Origin of the sequence: Sphaerisporangium perillae (assembly GCF_023276435.1) — a bacterium.
Lineage (GTDB): Bacteria > Actinomycetota > Actinomycetes > Streptosporangiales > Streptosporangiaceae > Sphaerisporangium > Sphaerisporangium perillae.
In genome coordinates, this window is the sequence record NZ_JALLPO010000001.1 from 364260 (window position 1) to 382613 (window position 18354).

Sequence of the window (18354 nt, forward strand, 5' to 3'; positions counted from 1 at the left end):
GTCCCGTACGGGCCGCACGTTGGCGGTGCCGGTCCTAGGCGAGCTCCTCGATGAAGGCGGCGAGCTGGGCGACGTTGCGGCACTCGTGCATCGGGACCACACCGCCGTAGGACGTCGCCACCGAGTCGCCGGTGTCCCACTGCGCGCGCGGCTCCGGGTTGAGCCAGTACGCGTGCCGCGCCTCGCCGGCGAGCCGCTTCAAGGTGGCGAGCTGGGGCCGCTGGTAGTTGGACCGGGCGTCGCCCAGGATCAGCAGCGAGGTCTTCGGCCCGATGGCGTCGCCGTACTTCTCGGCGAACCTCTCCAGCGAGTGCCCGTAGTCGCTGCGGCCGAAGCGGGTGATGTCCGCCTCCCGCGTCATCCGGGTGATCGCCTCCACGACGTCGGCGCCGGGCGCGAAGAACCGGGTGATCTCGTCCACCGTGTCCACGAAGGCGAACGCGCGCACCTTGGTGAACTGCTCCCGCAGCGCGTACGTCAGCAGCAGCGTGAAGTGGGAGAACGCGGCGACCGAGTCGCTGGCGTCGCACAGCACGACCAGCTCGGGCTTGTGCGGGCGGCGCGGCCGCATGTGGGTGACGATCGGGACGCCGCCGGTGCTCAGCGAGGCCCTGACCGTGCGCCGGAAGTCCAGCCGGCCCCGATGGCCGTGCCGGTGCTTGATCGTCAACCGGGTGGCCAGGCGGCGCGCCAGCGGGTACACCTCGCGCCGCAGCCGGGCCAGGTCGGCCTTGGTGACCCGCAGGAAGTCGATCTGGTCCACGGGCGGCCGCACCACGGACCTGGCGATCTTCTCCACGCCGGAGTCCTCGGCGATCCTCCTGCGCACGTCCGAGGCGACGGCCTCCTCGAAGCCGGCGATGTTGTCGGCGAGCCGGCGGCGGGCCACCGTCTCGGCCATCCCGCCACGATCCCGGCCGAGCAGCACCTCGTTGAGCATCCGCGCCATCAGCGTGCCGGGGGACAGGGCGCGCAGCACGGAGTAGGAGAACCAGTTCTGCCGCCCCGCACCCGCCGGCTGGTTGCCGAACCGCTCGACCATCGCCCGGACGAACTCGCCGAACGCGGGATCGCCCGTGGCGCCCGCGTCGTTCAGCAGCAGCTCGGCCAGCCGGTCGCGCAGCTCGGGCACCTCGGCGGTCGCCAGGTCCGGTCCGTCCTCGTCCCGGCCCGCGCCCGACACGTGCAGGCCGCTCGTCACCGGCGGGTACCACAGGTCGAAGAGCGTGTCGAAGCCGGGCCGGTGCGCCGGCCGCTTCACGAGCGTCGCCGCGTACGCCTCGCGTAGCGTGTCCCGCTCGGTCAGATCGATCACCTCGAGCGCGCGGGCGGCGTCCAGCCCTTCGGCCAGCGACACCGGCAGCCCGGCCCGGCGCAGCGCGTCCACGAACCCCACATGCCTGTCGAGCAGCGACACCGCACGCCTCCCCTCTCGTCCCGCCCCGTCCGCTCAGCGGGCGGGAAGGCCGAGTTCCTTGACCGCCCGCGCCTGGTCGGACGCGTGCTTGAGCACCACGCCGAGCGTGTCGGCGGTCGTGGTCTCGTCGAGCTCGGTACGCCCGAGCGCGAGGAGCGTGTGGGCCCAGTCGATGGTCTCGGCGATCGACGGCGACTTCTTCAGCTCCAGCGCGCGCAGCGTGGCGACCGTACGCGCGAGCTGCTCGGCCAGCGCGGCCTCGATGCCGGGCACCTGCGCGAGCACGATGTCCCGCTCGCGTTCGGGCGAGGGGTAGTCCAGGTGGAGGTACAGGCAGCGCCGCTTCAGCGCCTCCGACAGCTCGCGTGTCGCGTTCGAGGTGAGCACGACGTACGGCCGGCGCGTCGCGGCGATCGTGCCGAGTTCGGGGATCGTCACCTGGTAGTCCGAAAGGATCTCCAGCAGCAGCCCCTCGACCTCGACGTCGGCCTTGTCGGTCTCGTCGATCAGCAGCACCGTGGGCTCGGTCCGCCTGATCGCCTTCAGCAGCGGACGCTCCAGGAGGAACTCCTGGCTGAAGATGTCGTCGTGGGTCTCCTCCCAGGCCTGCTCGCCGGACGCCTGGATGCGCAGGAGCTGCTTCTTGTAGTTCCACTCGTAGAGGGCGCGGGCCTCGTCCAGGCCCTCGTAGCACTGCAACCTGATCAGCTCGGCTCCGGTCGCCTCCGCGACGGCCTTGGCGAGCTGGGTCTTGCCCACACCGGCCGGTCCTTCGGCCAGCAGCGGCTTGCCCAGCGCCGCGGCCAGGAAGACCGACGTCGCGATGCCGTCGTCGGCCAGGTAGTCCACGGCGGCGAGCCGTTCCCCGGCGTCGGCGGGCGAGGTGAACCACGACGTCATCGGTGCTCCAGTCAGTAACCCGAATGATGTTCTACTCTAACGTGCCCGACCGGTACGAAGCGGGTCACAGGGTGCGCTAATCTTGTCGTGCTTCCTGCGCCGCTAGCTCAGTTGGTTAGAGCAGCTGACTCTTAATCAGCGGGTCCGGGGTTCGAGTCCCTGGCGGCGCACCTCGGTTCAGACCGATGACCTGGGCATTCTCTCCACCGGGGAGGATGCCCACAGTCATTTCCGGGCGACCCGCCAGAGGTGCGGAGATCGCCGTCACAAACTTGCCGGGGCCCTGGGTACTCGCGCGATCCACGCCGGGTTCACCCAGTCCGGCCTGGCCGGCGCCCGCGGGACGTTCGACGTCATCGCCTGCCGGAGGCGGCCAGCAATTCGGCGACATGGTGGGCTGTCCGGTCGGTCAACTGGGCGATCTGGGTTCGGCAGCTGAACCCGTCGGCGAGCACGACCGTTTCGGCTGAGGCACCTCGAACCTGGGGGAGCAACACCTGTTCGGCCGCCGCCACCGACACCTCGTAGTGCCCGCGTTCAAAACCGAAGTTGCCCGCGAGACCGCAGCAGCCGGACGCCAGTTCGATGTTGTCCACACCGGCTCGGCGCAGAAGCTCGCTGTCGGCCGCAGTCCCCGAGTCGGCGTGCTGGTGGCAATGGGTCTGGCTCAGTGAACGCACGTCCAGTCGCGATGGTTCGTAGTCGCTGTCAACCAGAAGCTCGGCGAAAGTGGTGACACGACCTGCGGTTCGTCGTGCGGCGGCCGTGTCCAGCAAGTTGGGCAGATCCGACCGCAGTGCCGCGGTGCAGCTCGGCTCGAGACCGACGATGGGCATGTCCGGGAGGCGTTCCACGGCGGCGACGGTTCGAGCCCCGACGCGGCGGGCCTTGCCGAGCTGGCCGGTGGTCAGCCAGGTCAACCCGCAGCACTGGGTTCCCGGCGGCACGTGCACCTGGAACCCGGCGGATTCGAGCACCTCGACTCCCGCACGCAGCACTTGAGGACTGAAGTGATTGTTGAACGAGTCCACCCACAGCAGCACCGGCCGCCCTGACGGCCCTTGCGGACGGCTGCGGAACCAGCGCAGAAAAGTCTGGCCGGCGAACGAAGGAATGGGGCGCTGCGGGGCGATGCCACCGAGCCGTTTCAGCGCGGGCGCCAACGCCGAGTGGGTCACGGCGTTGGCCAGCCGAGGTGTCCGCCCCGCCAGCCGCGACCAGAACGGAAGCCAACCCATCGAGTAGTGCGACAACGGGCGTAGCCGGTGCCGATAATGGTGGTACAGGAACTCGGACTTGTAGCTCGCCACGTCCACACCGACCGGACAGTCGGAGCTGCATCCCTTGCAGGACAGGCACAAATCCAGTGCGTCCCGGACTTCGCGGGAACGCCAGCCGTTGGTGATCACCTCGCCCTGCAGCCGGGCGCGGCCACGGGTGGAGTCACGTTCGTTTCGGGTCACCCGGTAGCTGGGGCACATCACCGATCCGGTCGCGGCGGTCGTCCGGCATTTGCCGACGCCGACACAGCGGCGGGTCGCCCGGGCGAAATCCCCACCGTCCTCGGGAAAGCGGAGCACCGTCGCCAGCGGCAGCGGAACACGCTGAGGCGAGACGCGCAAGTCCTGATCGGACCGTCGCGGATGGACGACGACCCCCGGGTTGAGCCGGCCCTCGGGATCCCAGATCTGCTTGAAACGCGCCATCAGGCCGATGGCCTGCGGGCTGTAGACCAGATCGAGAAACTCCGAGCGCGCCTGGCCGTCGCCGTGTTCGCCGGACGGCGAGCCGCCGTGCGCCGCGACCAGCCGAGCGGCCTCGGCGAGAAACGCCCGGAACCGGGTCGTTCCCGCCTCGGTGCTGAAGTCGAAGTCGATCCGGACGTGCAGACAGCCTTCGCCGAAATGCCCATAGACGGCGCCGCGAAGCGCGTACCGGTCCAGCAGGGCCACGAAATCGCGCAGGTAGGCGCCGAGATTGTCCGGTGGGACGGCGGCGTCCTCCCAGCCGGGCCATGCCTCCGATCCGTCGGGCAGCCGCGTCGCCAGGCCGGCTCCGTCCTCCCGGATGCTCCACAGCGCACGTTGGTCATCGGGGGCGACGGCCACATACGTGCCGCGGAAACCCGCTGTGTTCTCCGCAGCGGACACCAGTTCCGCCGGATCGTCGGTGTCGATCTCGGCGAACAACCACGCGTCGCCCTCCGGAAGCCGGTCGAGTGCCGCGGGCCGGGCGACCATCTGGGTCAGGCTGCGGTCCAGGCCTTCCAACGTCATCGGCGCGCACTTGATCAACGCGGGCACGGCGTCCGCAGCGGCGAACGAGTCCGCGTATCCGAGCACGACCAGGGTACGCGTCGCCGGCCGTGCCACCAGTTCGAGGGTCGCCGAGAGCACCACCACGCACGTGCCCTCGGTGCCGACCAGCGCACGGGCGAGGTCGAACCGGTTCTCCGGCAACAGATGCTCGAGCGCGTAACCCGATACCTGCCGCGGAAACCGGCCGAATTCGGTCCGCAGAGTGCTCAGGTCGCCCAGCGCGAGGTCCCGGGCGGCCGCGAGGACGCGCCCGCGTTCGCCGCCCTCGGCGATCGCGTGATCGAGTTCCGCGCGGGTCATCGGGCCGACGGTCAGTATCGTCCCGTCATAGGTGAGCACTTCGAGTTCGAGGACGTTGTCGCTGGTCTTTCCCCAGGCCAAGGAGTGCGAGCCGCAGGCGTTGTTGCCGATCATCCCGCCGATCGTGCACCGCCCGTGCGTGGATGGATCCGGCCCGAATATCAAGCCGTGCCCTGCGACCGCGGACTGCAGGTCGTCCAGCACAATGCCCGGTTCGACGCGCGCGGTCCGCGCGTCCGGGTCGATCGACAGGATCCGCGAGTAATGCCGGGAGAAATCCAGCACTACACCCTCGCCTACAGCCTGGCCTGACGTGCTGGTTCCGCCGCCGCGAGACGTGATCGACGCGCCATGGCGACGGCACGCGGCCACCGCGGCGATCACATCATCACGGTCGAGCGGAAACACGACCGCCACCGGGATCCGGCGGTAGTTGGAGGCGTCCGCCGAGTACAGGGCGCGGGCGCCTACGTCGGCGGCCACCTCGCCCCGGACGGCGGCCCGCAGATCGGCGATCAGTTCAGTACTCATACCGGTGGCAGTCCAAGCTTCTTGCGGGCATGTCGAAGCGACTGTCGCTGTTGCGCCTCATACAGTTCGAACGGATCCAGGACCTGCCTGCCGATCATCTCCGACAGCCGGCCCTCGTCGTAGGCGGTGGCGGCCTGGGTCGAGTCCCGAGTGCCCTCGTCGGTGAGGTTGGACTGGAAGATCCCGGCTGCGGAGCGGGGCAGGAAGTCCTCGTACACAATCGGAGTCGCGGTGATCGTGCCGTCGTCGAGAACGGCTTGATACGTGAAGTACGCCAGCCCCTGGTCAGCGAGCCCGCGCTCGTCCGCAGGCAAGTGCGCGCGCCACACGCCCTCCGCGACGTCCTGCCTGGACTTGCCGGACTCGGTCACGAGCCGGTCGGTCTCCGCCACCATGCGGTCGTACAGCGCCCTGCCTTCGCGCGTCAAAGCGACGCCACGGGCCTCGACTTCCCCGAAACGAACGCGAAGTGTGCCGTCGGTGACCGAACCGTCGGCCGCGCGGAACTTCCGGGGTTCGGCCAGCGCCCGGAACGACGTCTGTCGCAACAGGACATCCGGCCCGGCCCACCGTGGCGGGCCCTGGATCTGGTCGATCATGGTGATCCCGCGTTCGCTCATCCGCCGGTACAGCTCGTCGATGTCCAACACCCTTGGCGTCAGGTGGTTGACGTGCGTGCTGCGCACGCCGCCGATGTCGGCGGCCACGGCAGAAATCCGCTCCAGTTCGGCGTACCACGTCTGGTCCACAGGCTCCGGGGAGAGTTCGAACGCTCCGACGGCCAGGTGGAGGAATCGCTCGGCCGCGGGATCATCGAGTTCGCCGTTCCGCTCGGCCCGCGCTGCCAGCTCCAGCAGCTCGGGAGAGAACAGCTCCCGGCGCTCCAGGAAGGCTTCCAGCCGGGCCTGCAGGTCCGCGTCGAAGAAGCGGCGGTCGGCAGTGGTGAGCATCGAGGTGAAGACCCGGAACGGGTTGCGCGCCAGCTCATCCGCCGCGATCGGGCGGAAGGCGGTGGACACCACCGGCACCGAACTGCTGGCGGCGTCCCGCAGGTCGTAGAAGCCGACCGGATGCATGCCCAGCGCCGCGAAGATCTGCGCTGCCTGACGCATCTCCCGCGGACTGCCCACCCGGATCGCACCGTGTCGCTCAGCGGTCACCCGGCTGATGTCGCCCAAGCGCATGGCGTCCGCGTCACGCCGCAGCACCTCCTGGTTGATCTCGCCGGCCACGTCGAGCAGCGTCGTGTACGCGGGCACCTCGGCGCCGTACATATCGGACAGACGAACGGCGAACGCGGCCCGCAGCTGCGAAGTCTGAGGCATCGGTTTTTCCTTTCAGTGCCACCGGACAGCGGACCGTGGTGGGGGAGTCTGTTCACTGCGGCCGGACACCAGGGCCTCGCCGTCGACGAGCACCGCCGCGATACCGGGAAGATCGCCCACCGCGAACGACTCCAACGCGTCGTTGGCGTCGGAGCCGGTGATCGGACCGAGTACGACCAGGTCGGCAGGCCGGCCGGGCGCCAGCACACCGGTGTCCAGCCTGTGGGCCGCGGCGGTCACGCCGGTGGCCGCAGCGACCGCGTCGGCGGGATCGACTCCGCAGACCGACGCGAGGAAACAGATGTTGCGGAGCATGCCCCGCGGGATCACGCCGGTCCCGCCGGGGGTATCGGTCCCCAGCGTGAGCCTGGCCAGCTCGTCCCGGGCATGCAGTTCGTCGACCACGACCCGGGTGGCGCGGTAGTTCATCGAACTGCACACCTCCAGCGCGCAGGTCGTCGTGCGGACCACCGCACGGATGTCGTCGTCGCGCATCGGGATCGGCCCGCCGGAGATGTGCCCGACGATGTCCGGGCCGACCGCCGCCACGATCTCGTGGCCGGCTACCCGGCTCGATCCGGACCGCGAGACGCCGCCGGAGTGCATCTTGACGGTCATCCCGCGCTCGTGTGCCCAGGCGACATACCGGACCGCTTCGCCGTCGTCCAGCCGGTTCCAGTCGTAGAAGATGAACTTCAACTGGTCGACGCCCTCGGCGGCCAGCCGGTCGAAGTGCTGCTCGGTCATGCCTGGCACAAGCAGCGCCGTGCCCGCGCTGACCTTGACCCCGGATGGGCGCATCCGGCCGGTGGTGTGCTTGGACACGATCGCGATGCTGACCACCAGCTCGGGGGTGAGCTGGTCGAACGCCAGCCCGGGAATGTGCAGCTCTCCTGCGGACACCATCGAGGTGGTGCCGCCATGCAGGTAGTTGTGGATCCAGCCGATCGCGTCCTGGGCGGGAGTCCACTCGCCGAAGGTCGGGTGCACGTGCCCATCGACGAGCCCAGGGATCACCGTGAGACCGCCCGCGTCGAGGACACGGTCTGCCTGGTGCGTGCCGCCGATGGCGGCGATCACGCCGTCCTCGATGAGCATGGAGGTGTCCCGCGCCACCGGTGCACCGGGCAGTCCGGTGGCCAGCGTGCCGATGTTGTCGATCACGATCGAGGTCATGCGTGGCTCCGCGAGATGAGAAGATGGTTCGTATAAACTATTAACATGAGCGACGAGGGTGGAATCGGCGTGGTTCGTGCCAATGGGGTGGCGTACGTCCGGCCCACCACCGCGCACCAGGCAGTTCTGGTCGAACTGCGCAAGATGGTGATCAACGGCGAGCTGGCGCCCGGCACCGCGATCCGGCAGGACGAGATCGCGGAACGGTTCAATGTGAGCCGAGTGCCGGTGCGTGAGGCGCTGAAGATGCTCGAGGGCGAAGGGCATGTCACCTACCTGCCGCACCACGGGTTCCGTGTCACGCAGCTGACCATCGCCGAGCTCATCGAGGTCTACGACATGCGCGAATGGCTCGAGACAGGCCTGGTCCGCGCCAGCGTCCCGCGGCTGGGTCGCGCCGAGCTCGCCACGATGCAGGACGCGATGGCCCGGATGGCGCAGGCCGCCGCCGACTCCGACGTGACCACGGTCAACGAGCAGAACCGGCGGTTTCACTTCCAGCTGCTCGAGCCGAGCGGGCTGCACCGCGCGGTGCACACCGTGAGCCAGCTCTGGGACACCACCGACCCGTACCGGCAGCTCTACTTCGGCGATCAATTCAACGCCGAGACGGTCAACGACGATCATCAGGCGATCCTCGAAGCCGCGTTCGCCCATGACGTCGGCCAGACCGTGCGCCTGCTGAACCTGCACCGCGGCGATTCGGTGGCGCACCTGCGCAGCCTGCTGGGAGACGGAAAGTGACCGTCAGCCCGCAGATTCAGGACGCGTTGACCGAGCTCGGCTTGGAGTTGCACGCGGGGCTCGGCGTGCGCGGCGCCTACGCCCCGACCCGCCAGGTCGGCACCATGTTGTGGGTGTCGGGTGTAACCGGTCGAAGCCCGGCCGGTCCGGGGGTCGTCGGCGTCGTGGGGGAGGGCGTGACGGTCGAACAGGCCAGGGAAGGTGCCCGGCAGGCGGCGGTGAACCTGCTCGCGGCCATCGAATCGACGGTCGGGCTGCATAGGGTGACCGCGCTCGGCCATCTGCGTGGGTACGTCCGGGCGGTGGCTGACTTCGATCGGCATCCAGCCGTGATCGACGCGGCTTCGGAGGTCCTGGTCCGTGCGCTCGGCCCGGAGATCGGCGCGCACGCGAGGACCGCGCTCGGCGTCGCCTCGCTGCCCGGCGGTGCGGCTGTGGAGCTGGATCTGGTCGCCCATGTGACGGCCTAGCTCCGCGCCGCGTGCAGGCGGACGGACTGCTGGTCCAACGCTCGTCGGCAGGCGAACCCGAGCAGGAAGGCGCCCAACGCGGCGCCGGCCACCGGTGCCAGCACAGCGAACAGATTGATCGCCGGTCGGTCGTGCCCGGCGCTGAACTGGTGCGGGTCTGCTGATCGGGCGCCGGTCATCACGTCGGCGAACTGCTGTTCCAGCCGGACGGCGAACTGCCGCACGATCCGGCCGCTGACCTTCTCGATCATGCCCGCGCCGTACTGGGCGACCTTGCCGGTCAGATCGACGTCGGTGCGGACGTCCACAGTGGTGCGTTCTTCGGCAGCGGCTGCCAGCCTCACCGTGACCACGGCTGTCAGCCCGCCTTGGCCCAGATGATCCCTGGCTGATGCCCGTATCGCCAGCGTGTGCGTGCTGGGGTCGACACTGGTGACCTCGGCCGCGCCCGCGAACCGCAGGTTCACCGGTCCGACCCGGACGCTGATGTGGCCGCGGTAGACGTCGCCTTCGTGGCTGTCGAGCTCGGCACCGGGGACGCAGGACACCAGCCGCTCGATGTCGGTCATCAGCGGCCAGGCCGTGGCCAGGGACGCTGGGATATCGAACGTGTTGACCAGCCGCACCCGGTACTCCCTCCGCGAACCTCGCCTTGGCGAGGAGCCTCTGCTACTTTTTATAAAGAATACACTTGGAGGCTGCATGAGCAACATCAGCAAGGGTGTGGGCCTTTTCCCCACCGAACCGGTTGGCGCGATGCGCGAGTATGTCCAGGTCGCGGAGGGCCTTGGCTACGACAACGTGTGGTTCGGCGACTCACAGAACATCTGGCGGGAGTCCGGGATCGCGATGGGCGCCGCGGCAGTGGGTACCGAGCGGATCGTATTCGGTACGGGCGTGACGAACGCGGTGACCAGGCACCGGTCGCTGCTGGCATCCCAGTGGGCGACCCTGGCGGAATTCACCGGCGGCCGGGTCGCGCTGGGCATCGGCACCGGCGACTCGTCGTTGCGGACCATGGGTCTCAAGCCCCTCAAGCTGGCCGAACTCGAGGACGCGATCGAAGAGCTGCGCACCCTTTTCCGGGGCGAGAGCGTCAAGGAAGCCTCCAGCGGCGCGGACTTCCACCTGAACTACCTGACCGAGCCGACCCCGATCCCGATCTACATCGCCGCGTCCGCGCCGAAGATCCTCGAGATGTCCGGGCGCGTGGCCGACGGCGTGATCGTGCTGGTGGGCACCGCCCCGCAGTTCATCGAAGGCGCGCTGAAGCAGATCGAAAAGGGCGCGAAGGCAAGCGGCCGCACCCTGGCCGACCTGCGGATAGTCCTGTGGACACCGACCGCGATCCAGGACGACCCAAAGGAAGCACGTGACCTGGTGCGGGCGCATGTGTCGCGAGTGGTGATCCGGCCGCTGCCCGCGGAGATCGACCCGGAGCTTCAGGGCGCGGTCGACCGCATCCGGCAGAGCTACGACTACTACCACCACATGGACACGGAGGCCGACCACGCCGACCTGGTCCCGGACGCCCTGGTGGACCTGTTCGCGCTGGCCGGCACGCCCGACGAGTGCCGCGACCGGGTCAAGCAGATCCACGCCATGGGCGTGGACCAGATCTCGATCGTGCCGTTCGTCCGACCAGGCCAAAGCAAGACCGCGACGATCACTCAGTTCGCCGAGATCTGTGCGTCACTGGGATGAAACCCCAGGACAGCGGCATTTTCCCAGCGCCGGGCAGCTCGGCTCCCGGCGCTCCGCCGGCACTGCGCTCAGCCCGGTCAACGCCGGTGGCTCCGGACCAGATACCGCTCCCGGTGCCTCGGCAGCCCCTGGTGGCTGACCGCCCCACCGACTCTCCCAGGTCCGCCGAGGCGGTGGGCTGGGAGCGGGTGCTCGTCAGCCCTGGCTTTTTGGTGGGGGTCGCCTGCGCTGCCGCCGCAGTTGGTGTGGTTCTCGCGGGCAGAAGGAGTGCTGTTACCTGCTCGTTACGTGCGGTATGTCGCATTCCAGAGTAGGAACGTCTACTTTATTAAATCTCGCCGTGCCTAGGAGGTCCTCATGCGCCACCCCCGTCTCGTTTCCCTAGCGGCCGGACTGGCGGTTTTCCCATTGCTGCTCACCGGCTGCGGGGGCAGCAACTCCGGATCGGGCGGTACCACCACCAAGCTGAGCATCTCCGCGACCGGCACCGACAGCCTGCCGTTCATGGCGATCCTCCAGGTGGGCATCGACAAGGGCTGGTTCAAGGAAGCCGGTCTGGACGTCGACCTCTACAACGGCGGTGGCGGCGGCAACACGCTGCGCGTGGTGACCACCGGCGACGCGGACATGGCCATCGCGGGCAACACGTCGGTGCTGCTGGCCGCCCGGCAGGGCGGGTCGAACCTGAAGATCGTCGCGCCGTGGTTCCAGGTCAACGACTTCTACTGGATCGCGCCGCCCGGCCGCTCGGCCACCGGCGCGAAACTCGGGTTCTCCTCGGCCGGTTCGTCCACCGAGTTGCTGGTCAAGGGCCTGGAGAAGAAGCTCGGCACGACGTCACAGGCTGTGGGCACCATGGGCGACAACTGGACGGCGGCCAAGGCCGGCCAGGTCACCGCAGGCTGGGCGATGCACCCGTTCGTCACCGACAAGCAGGTCAAGGAAGGCGCCAAGGTCCTGGTCGCGGCCCGCGATCAGCTGGGTGACACACCCGCGGACCTGGTGGCGGTGAACACCGGCTACGCGGCCGACAACCCGGACAACATCAAGGCTTTCTTCACGGTGGCCGAACGCCTCAACAAGTGGGTCGTGGACAACACCGACGAGGCGGCCAAGACGCTGGCCCCGCTGGTGAAGGTGTCGCCGGAGGTCATGGCGCAGGCTCTGAAGGACACGCCGGAGCTGGCCAAAGCCTATTCGCTGAAAGTCGACGCCCAGGCGCTGAACAACCTGTCCACGCTGATGGTCGCCGCCGGTCAGCTCACCGAACCGGTCGACTGGGCCAAGACGATGGACCAGCAGTACCTGCCGGAGAACGCCCGCGCCGCCCTCTGACGAGAAGACAAGGGGTTCTCATGCAAGGTATCCACCTCAACGACGTACACGTCCACTTCGACCATCCCAGTGGCATCACCATCGCGGTGGACGGTGTCACCCAGCAGGTGCCGCCCCGCAGCTTCGTGTCCATCGTCGGTCCCAGCGGCTGCGGGAAGTCCACACTGCTCGCGGTGATCGCCGGCCTGCAGCCGGCCACCTCCGGCAGCGTGGACGTCAACGGGCGGCGCGTTACCGGGCCGGACCGTGACATCGGCGTGGTGTTCCAAGAGGACTCCACGCTGCCGTGGCGAAACGTCAGGGAGAACGTCGAGTTCGCCATGCAGATGGCAGGCGTGTCCAAAGGTGAGCGTGCGGCCAAGGCGGCTGCGGCCATCGAACTCGTCGGACTGAAAGGGTTCGAGCACTCCTACCCGGCGACGTTGTCCGGCGGCATGCGCCAGCGTGTGGCGCTCGCCCGTACCCTCGCGCTGCAGCCCGGGGTGGTGCTGATGGACGAGCCGTTCGCCGCGCTGGACCAGCAGACCCGGATCTTCCTGGGCGCCGAGGTGCGCCGGATCTGGGAGCAGACACATCAGACAGTCCTGTTCGTCACCCACGACATCTCCGAGGCGATTCTGCTCAGCCAGCAGATCTGGGTGATGTCCTACCGGCCGGGCCACGTCATCGACGTGATCGACATCGACCTGCCGGACGAGCGCGACGCCTCGATCGTGTCCTCCCCGCGGTTCAACGAACTGCACAACCGGGTCTGGGCCTCGCTGCAGAAGGAATCCATGCGCGGGTTCCAGGACGTGGAGACGGCGTGATGGCGGTGCGGATCGAGCCAAGGCAGGAGGTGCCTGCCAAGCACCTGACCCGGCCGCGGCGTGCTCGATGGCGTCCCTCCCAGGGTGTTCGCAGTGCGGCGGCGAGTGCGGTGCTGCTCGCCGTGCTGTTCGTACTTGTCCAAATCGGTGTGGCGACCGGCGCACTGAGGCAGACGGGCCTGCCGGTGCCGACCGACGTGGTCGGCAGCACCCTTGGGTTGCTGGGCACCGGCGCGTTCTGGAGCGACTTCGGCCGGACCTGCCTGGAGATCGGGGCGTCCATTGCGGCCGGTTGTGCCCTCGGTTTCGGCGCGGGCATCGTGTTCTGGAAACTTCCGTTGCTGGGCCGGGTGTTCGAGCCGTATCTGGTGTCGTTCTACGCCGTGCCGCTGGTGTTGTTCTACCCGATGATGATCGTTCTGGTCGGCATCAACGCCGGGTCGATCATCATCCTGTCGTCGGTCATGGCGGCTATTCCGCTGGCGCTCAACACCCGCACCGGCCTGCAGGGCATCCGGCCGGTACACCTCAAACTGGCCAGGACGCTGCAGTGCAACGCCAGGCAGACGCTGTTCAGCATCGCCATCCCGGCGGCGGCGCCGATGATTGTGGCCGGGATGCGGATGGCTGTGGTGTACGCGTTGATCGGGTCGATCGCGATGGAGTTCACCACCGCGCAGAACGGCTTGGGCTACCGCATCCGGTACCTGTACGAGACTTTCGACAACAAGACCATGTTCGCCTACATCCTCGTCGTGCTGATCCTGTCGGTCGTGCTGACCGTCCTGATGGCGCTGGTCGAGCGAGTGCTGCTGAGGGGGCGTCGATGACCAGGCTCACCAAGCTTCGTGAGTCACAATTCGCCGGCGCCGCGGTTGTGGCCTTGGTGGCGTCGGCGATCTGGCAGGTCTCGTCAGGCCTCAGCTTCGTCATCCCGTCGCCTGCGGCCACGGCGGAGGCGTTCGTGCAGAACTTCGCCGACCCTAGGTACCTGAGTGACATAGGGGAGACGGCGCAGGCAGTCGCGCAGGCGTTCGTCATCGGAACCGTGCTCGGTGGTGCGATCGGACTGCTGCTCGGGTTGTCGGCCGCGGCCCGCACCTGGCTGGAGCCACTGCTGATCGCCTTCAACGGCGTGCCGAAGATCGTGCTGTACCCGGTGCTGCTGCCCATTTTCAGCCTGGGCGGCTCCAAGATCGTGATGGGCGTGCTCTTCGCGCTGTTCCCGGTGCTGATCAACGTCGCGGTGGGCGTGCGCACTATCCCGCCGGTGTACTGGAAGCTCGGCCGGACCGTGCAGGCCTCCAAATGGCAACTGTTCGTGCACATCCTGCTGCCGGCGATCCGGCTTCCGCTGCTGACCGGTGTCCGGCTCGCGATCAGCCTGGCGGTGGTGGGCGTGGTGCTTTCGGAGTTCTTCGCCACCCGCTTCGGGCTGGGCCGTGTGGTGCTGCAGGCCTACAGCCACGGTGAATACGCGCAGATGGTCAGCACGATCTTGCTGCTGATCCTGGTCGCCTTCACGATGTCGGTGCTGCTGTGGCGGCTGGAACGGCGCGTCCGGTGACTCTCATCGGCACGTCCGTGCCGCGCAGGGAGGACGAGCGTCTCCTTGCCGGCAAAGGGTCGTTTCTCGCTGACCAGGCGCAGGGCGCATATCACGTAATGTTCGTCCGTTCGGACATCGCCCACGGCGAACTGCGGCATATCGACGTCTCCGCCGCGCAGGACATGCCGGGTGTCGTCGGTGTCTTCACCGCCGACCAACTCGGCTTGCGTGACAATTACATCGCGCCGTTGCACGAGCCCCATCCGGAGTTCGTCGCGGCCACTGCTTTCGCCATGGCTGATCAACGGCTGGCGCTCATGGCCGACCGGCGTGTGCACTATGTCGGTCAGATCGTGGCGGCCGTCGTTGCTTCGGACCGGTATCTCGCCGAGGACGCGGCGGAACTCGTGAACGTCGGTTACGCCGCGTTGCCGGTCGTTGTCGAGATGGAAGACGCGCTCGACGCCGACGCGCCCGTGCTGCACGAACAGCTTTCCAGCAACGAAGCCGCTTCGCTGTCCTATACCTTCGGCGACCCGGATTCGGCTCGCGCCCAAGCCGCGGTGACCGTGGCCGAGACGTACCGGATCGGTCGGCATGGCGCTGTGCCGTTGGAATGCCGCGGGGTGCTCACCCGGATCGACCATCGCACGGGCGAGGTGGACGTGTGGACCTCCACCCAGATCCCGCACATGGTCCGGCGCGGGATCTGTGCCGCCACCGGATGGACGACGGACGCGGTACGGGTGCATGTCCCTGACGTCGGCGGCGGCTTCGGCACCAAGGCCAACGTGTACCCCGAGGAAGTCCTGGTGCCGCTGCTGGCGCGGCTGACCGGCCGGGACGTGGTGTGGGTCGAGGACCGCCATGAACACCTGACCGCCGCCGCCCAAGGGCGGGACCAGGTCCACCGCTGCGTGCTGTCGGTGGACGCCGACGGCCGGATCCTCGCGCTGGAGGACGACTTTCTGGTCAACATCGGCGCGGGCAGCCTGTGGGTCGCCGGGATCATCGCGAACACCGCGATCCACATCCTCGGGCCGTACCGCGTGCCCGCCGCGCGGGTCAGCGGGAAAGGGATCTTCACCAACAAGGCGATCGTCGCGCAGTACCGCGGTGCCGGCCGGCCCGAAGCGTCGTTCGTGCTTGAACGCAGCCTCGATGCCGCGGCGCGCCGGCTGGGGCTCACGAACGTCGAGATCCGGCGGCGGAACCTGTTGACCGCGCAGGACATGCCGTATCCGCAGCCGTTGCCGTACCGGGACGGGGTGCCGATCGTCTACGACGGCGGCGACTACCGGGCGTGCCTGGACGCCGCCTTGGAACTGTTGCCCACCAGCGTGGTGGCGCAGGAACAAGCCGCGCATCCGGAGCTGCTGATCGGCCACGGCGTCGGCTGCTACTTGGAGGCGACCGGGCGCGGTCCTTATGAGGCCGCGAAGATCAGCGTCACGCCGCAAGGCCGGATCGAGGTGATGACGGGCGCGGCATCGGCCGGACAAGGCCATGAGACCAGCTTCGCGCAGGTCGCCGCACAAAGCCTCGGCCTGCCCATGGAGGCGGTCCGGGTGTTGCCCACCGACACCGGATCACTCGCGCACGGAATCGGGAGCTTCGGCAGCCGATCCGCCGTGCTGGCAGGCAATGCGATCGCTCAGACGGCCGCGCTGCTCGTGGACAACGGCAGGCGCCGGTTCGCCCAAGCGACCGGCGCGGATCTGGCCGAGGTCGGCTACCGCGAAGGGATCTTCCAAGCGCCTGGCCGTGATCCGGTCGGCTGGCGCGAACTCGCGCAGCTCGGTGCGCCAGGAAAAGCGCTGGAAGGCGAGCCGCCGCTGTACGCGGCGAGCATGTACCGCTGCGACACGGTGACGTGGACCATGGGCGCCCACGCCACTGTGGTCGGTGTGCATCCGGGGACGGGGATCGTGCGGGTGCTGCGTTATGCGGTGGCCCACGAAGGGGGAGTCGAGATCAACCCGCTCGTCGTGGAAGGCCAAGTGCTCGGCGGTGTGGCACAGGGAGTCGGAGGGACGTTGTACGAGGAGTTCCGCTATGGGGCCGATGGCAGCCCGCGGTCGACGACGTTCGCCGAATACGGTCTGCCGGGCTCAAACGAGGTTCCGGAGGTGCTGATCCGGCATCTCGGCGTGCCCACGGACAATCCGCTTGGGGTGCGCGGCGCGGGGGAAAGCGGCACCATCGCGGTCGCCGCGGCTGTGGCCGCCGCGATCGACGCGGCGACCGGCTGCACGCACGTCACCGCGACCCCCATCGCCCCTCGAACAATCAAGACCGCCCTTGAGGCCACATGAAGCCCGCAGCAGTCGACTACGTCCGCGCGGAGTCCGTCGCGCAGGTTCTGGACCTGCTCGCGGACGCCGAGGACGCCCGGGTTATCGCCGGTGGGCAGAGCCTGATCACGATGATGAACCTGCGCCTGGCCAGGCCACGTCTGCTGGTGGACATCATGGGCCTGGCCGAGCTCGCGCGCACGTTCGACGATGGCGACTCGATGATCCTCGGCGCGCTCGTCCGGCACCGGACGTTGGAGACGGATCCGTTGCTCACGCATCGCCTCCCGCTCGCCGCCGATGCCGTACGGCACACCGGGCACGTGGCCATCCGCAACCGGGGGACGCTCGGCGGAGCCCTCGCCTACGCCGACCCGTCGGGGGAGCTCCCGCTCGTCGCACTTGTCAGCGACGCGACCATCCATCTGGAATCCCGTGACCGCGGCCGTCGCGAGGTGCGTGCCGAGGACTTCTTCCTGTCGTACTACACAGCCGACGTCGAAGCCGACGAGCTGCTCACCTGGATACGCATGCCGGTCCAACCCCCCGGTCACGGCTGGGGATTCACCGAACACGCCCAGCGGCACGGGGAATACGGCATCGCCGGGGCCGGCGCGTTGGTCACCACCGACGAGCAGGGCAGAGTCACCAGTGTCCGTGCGGGTCTTCTGCACGCCGCGGACCGCCCCTTGCTGGTCAGCGTGGAAGCGGATGTCGTCGGCGAGTCACCCTCGCCCGAGGCATGGTCCCGGATCGCTCGCTCCTGGGTGCGCGCGGCAGAACCGGTCGAGGACCCCGACTACGTGCGCGCCGTCGCCGCGGACGCGCTCAGCACCAGTCTCATCCTGGCCCACGGCCGTGCTCGGGAGGAACGACAATGACCGACCATGTCATCCGCTTAGCTGTCAACGACAAGCAGATCGAGGCGACCGTGCCCGCCCGCCTGACGCTGGCGGACTTCCTACGCGATCGCCTCGGCCTGACCGGCACCCACCTCGGTTGCGAACATGGCGTGTGCGGGGCCTGCACAGTCCTGGTGGACGAACGAAGCGTGCGCGCCTGCATAACCCTGGCCGTGCAAGTCGACGGCTGTTCGATCACGACGGTCGAAGGCCTGACCGGGCCACTCGCCGACCGGTTGCGTGCCGCGTTCAGCCGCCGCCACGGCCTGCAATGCGGCTTCTGCACGCCGGGTTTCCTCGTCACGGCAACGGAGATGATCCAGAACGACTCCCGCCCGAAGCCGTTGACCGCCGACTACGTCCGGGAAACCCTGTCGGGCAACACATGCCGGTGCACCGGATACCAAGGCATCGTCCAGGCAGTGCTGGACGCCGAGGCGCACGACCACATCACCGGTTGAATCAGCCACCCGGACACCAGGTGTTCCCGGCCGCCGTCACCGACGTCCTGTTAGCCCGCTCGGAGATGAGCCGCGTGGTCACGGGCAAAGTTGGCGAACGACCTGGCCTGGCGGCCCAT

General features: G+C 68.5%; 16 protein-coding genes and 1 tRNA gene. 11 read left to right on the plus strand and 6 right to left on the minus strand.

Translation table 11 applies throughout. From position 1 onward, the window contains the following. Positions 1-34: 34 nt before the first annotated feature. Positions 35-1417: a vWA domain-containing protein gene (locus MYF83_RS01695; RefSeq protein WP_248958326.1), complete on the minus strand. Its 1383-nt coding sequence runs from the start codon at positions 1415-1417 to the stop codon at positions 35-37. 33 nt (positions 1418-1450) lie between these two features. Continuing rightward, positions 1451-2317: an AAA family ATPase gene (locus tag MYF83_RS01700; protein WP_248958327.1), complete on the minus strand. Its 867-nt coding sequence runs from the start codon at positions 2315-2317 to the stop codon at positions 1451-1453. Between the two features lie 96 nt (positions 2318-2413). Between MYF83_RS01700 and MYF83_RS01705 the strand changes: the two genes are divergently transcribed. Beyond that, a tRNA-Lys gene (locus MYF83_RS01705) sits at positions 2414-2487 on the plus strand. 183 nt (positions 2488-2670) lie between these two features. On the opposite strand, the gene MYF83_RS01710 is transcribed toward MYF83_RS01705, so the two are convergent. From MYF83_RS01710 to MYF83_RS01720, 3 genes are read right to left on the minus strand one after another with little or no spacing between them, the layout of a single operon-like run. After that, positions 2671-5466: an FAD-binding and (Fe-S)-binding domain-containing protein gene (locus MYF83_RS01710; RefSeq protein WP_248958328.1), complete on the minus strand. Its 2796-nt coding sequence runs from the start codon at positions 5464-5466 to the stop codon at positions 2671-2673. Further along, positions 5463-6791 (minus strand): 2-oxoadipate dioxygenase/decarboxylase, encoded by a 1329-nt coding sequence (hglS, locus tag MYF83_RS01715; RefSeq protein WP_248958329.1) that lies wholly within the window; start codon positions 6789-6791, stop codon positions 5463-5465. Before hglS ends, MYF83_RS01710 begins: the two co-directional genes overlap by 4 nt. A 12-nt stretch (positions 6792-6803) precedes the next feature. Next, positions 6804-7967, minus strand: coding sequence for an amidohydrolase family protein (locus MYF83_RS01720; protein ID WP_248958330.1), 1164 nt, complete (start codon positions 7965-7967; stop codon positions 6804-6806). Positions 7968-8036: 69 nt separating this feature from the next. On the opposite strand from MYF83_RS01720, the gene MYF83_RS01725 reads away from it, so the two are divergent. Then, positions 8037-8711, plus strand: a complete 675-nt coding sequence (locus MYF83_RS01725; RefSeq protein WP_248958331.1) for a GntR family transcriptional regulator — start codon at positions 8037-8039, stop codon at positions 8709-8711. Beyond that, a complete protein-coding gene (locus tag MYF83_RS01730) occupies positions 8708-9181 on the plus strand; it encodes a RidA family protein (RefSeq protein ID WP_248958332.1) in 474 nt (157 codons plus the stop codon). The genes MYF83_RS01725 and MYF83_RS01730 overlap by 4 nt, the downstream gene beginning before the upstream one ends. On the opposite strand, the gene MYF83_RS01735 is transcribed toward MYF83_RS01730, so the two are convergent. Beyond that, entirely contained in the window at positions 9178-9807 is a 630-nt protein-coding gene (locus MYF83_RS01735; protein ID WP_248958333.1) for an SRPBCC family protein, read from the minus strand. The genes MYF83_RS01730 and MYF83_RS01735 overlap by 4 nt on opposite strands. On the opposite strand from MYF83_RS01735, the gene MYF83_RS01740 reads away from it, so the two are divergent. The 8 genes from MYF83_RS01740 (at position 9791) to MYF83_RS01775 (ending at position 18235) form a co-directional block, all read left to right on the plus strand. Then, on the plus strand, positions 9791-10885 hold the full coding sequence (locus tag MYF83_RS01740) for an LLM class flavin-dependent oxidoreductase (protein ID WP_248958334.1): 1095 nt from the start codon (positions 9791-9793) through the stop codon (positions 10883-10885). The genes MYF83_RS01735 and MYF83_RS01740 overlap by 17 nt on opposite strands. 357 nt (positions 10886-11242) lie before the next feature. Beyond that, positions 11243-12220: an ABC transporter substrate-binding protein gene (locus tag MYF83_RS01745; RefSeq protein ID WP_248958335.1), complete on the plus strand. Its 978-nt coding sequence runs from the start codon at positions 11243-11245 to the stop codon at positions 12218-12220. A 20-nt stretch (positions 12221-12240) separates the two neighbouring features. After that, entirely contained in the window at positions 12241-13029 is a 789-nt protein-coding gene (locus MYF83_RS01750; RefSeq protein WP_248958336.1) for an ABC transporter ATP-binding protein, read from the plus strand. Beyond that, positions 13029-13859, plus strand: a complete 831-nt coding sequence (locus MYF83_RS01755) for an ABC transporter permease (RefSeq protein ID WP_248958337.1) — start codon at positions 13029-13031, stop codon at positions 13857-13859. Before MYF83_RS01750 ends, MYF83_RS01755 begins: the two co-directional genes overlap by 1 nt. After that, the gene (locus MYF83_RS01760) at positions 13856-14596 is read left to right on the plus strand and encodes an ABC transporter permease (RefSeq protein ID WP_248958338.1); all 741 of its coding nucleotides are present in this window, start codon (positions 13856-13858) and stop codon (positions 14594-14596) included. Before MYF83_RS01755 ends, MYF83_RS01760 begins: the two co-directional genes overlap by 4 nt. Further along, positions 14593-16893: a xanthine dehydrogenase family protein molybdopterin-binding subunit gene (locus MYF83_RS01765; protein WP_248958339.1), complete on the plus strand. Its 2301-nt coding sequence runs from the start codon at positions 14593-14595 to the stop codon at positions 16891-16893. Before MYF83_RS01760 ends, MYF83_RS01765 begins: the two co-directional genes overlap by 4 nt. Further along, on the plus strand, positions 16890-17753 hold the full coding sequence (locus tag MYF83_RS01770) for an FAD binding domain-containing protein (protein ID WP_248958340.1): 864 nt from the start codon (positions 16890-16892) through the stop codon (positions 17751-17753). The genes MYF83_RS01765 and MYF83_RS01770 overlap by 4 nt, the downstream gene beginning before the upstream one ends. Then, positions 17750-18235, plus strand: a complete 486-nt coding sequence (locus tag MYF83_RS01775; RefSeq protein ID WP_248958341.1) for a (2Fe-2S)-binding protein — start codon at positions 17750-17752, stop codon at positions 18233-18235. The genes MYF83_RS01770 and MYF83_RS01775 overlap by 4 nt, the downstream gene beginning before the upstream one ends. Positions 18236-18354 lie beyond the last annotated feature (119 nt).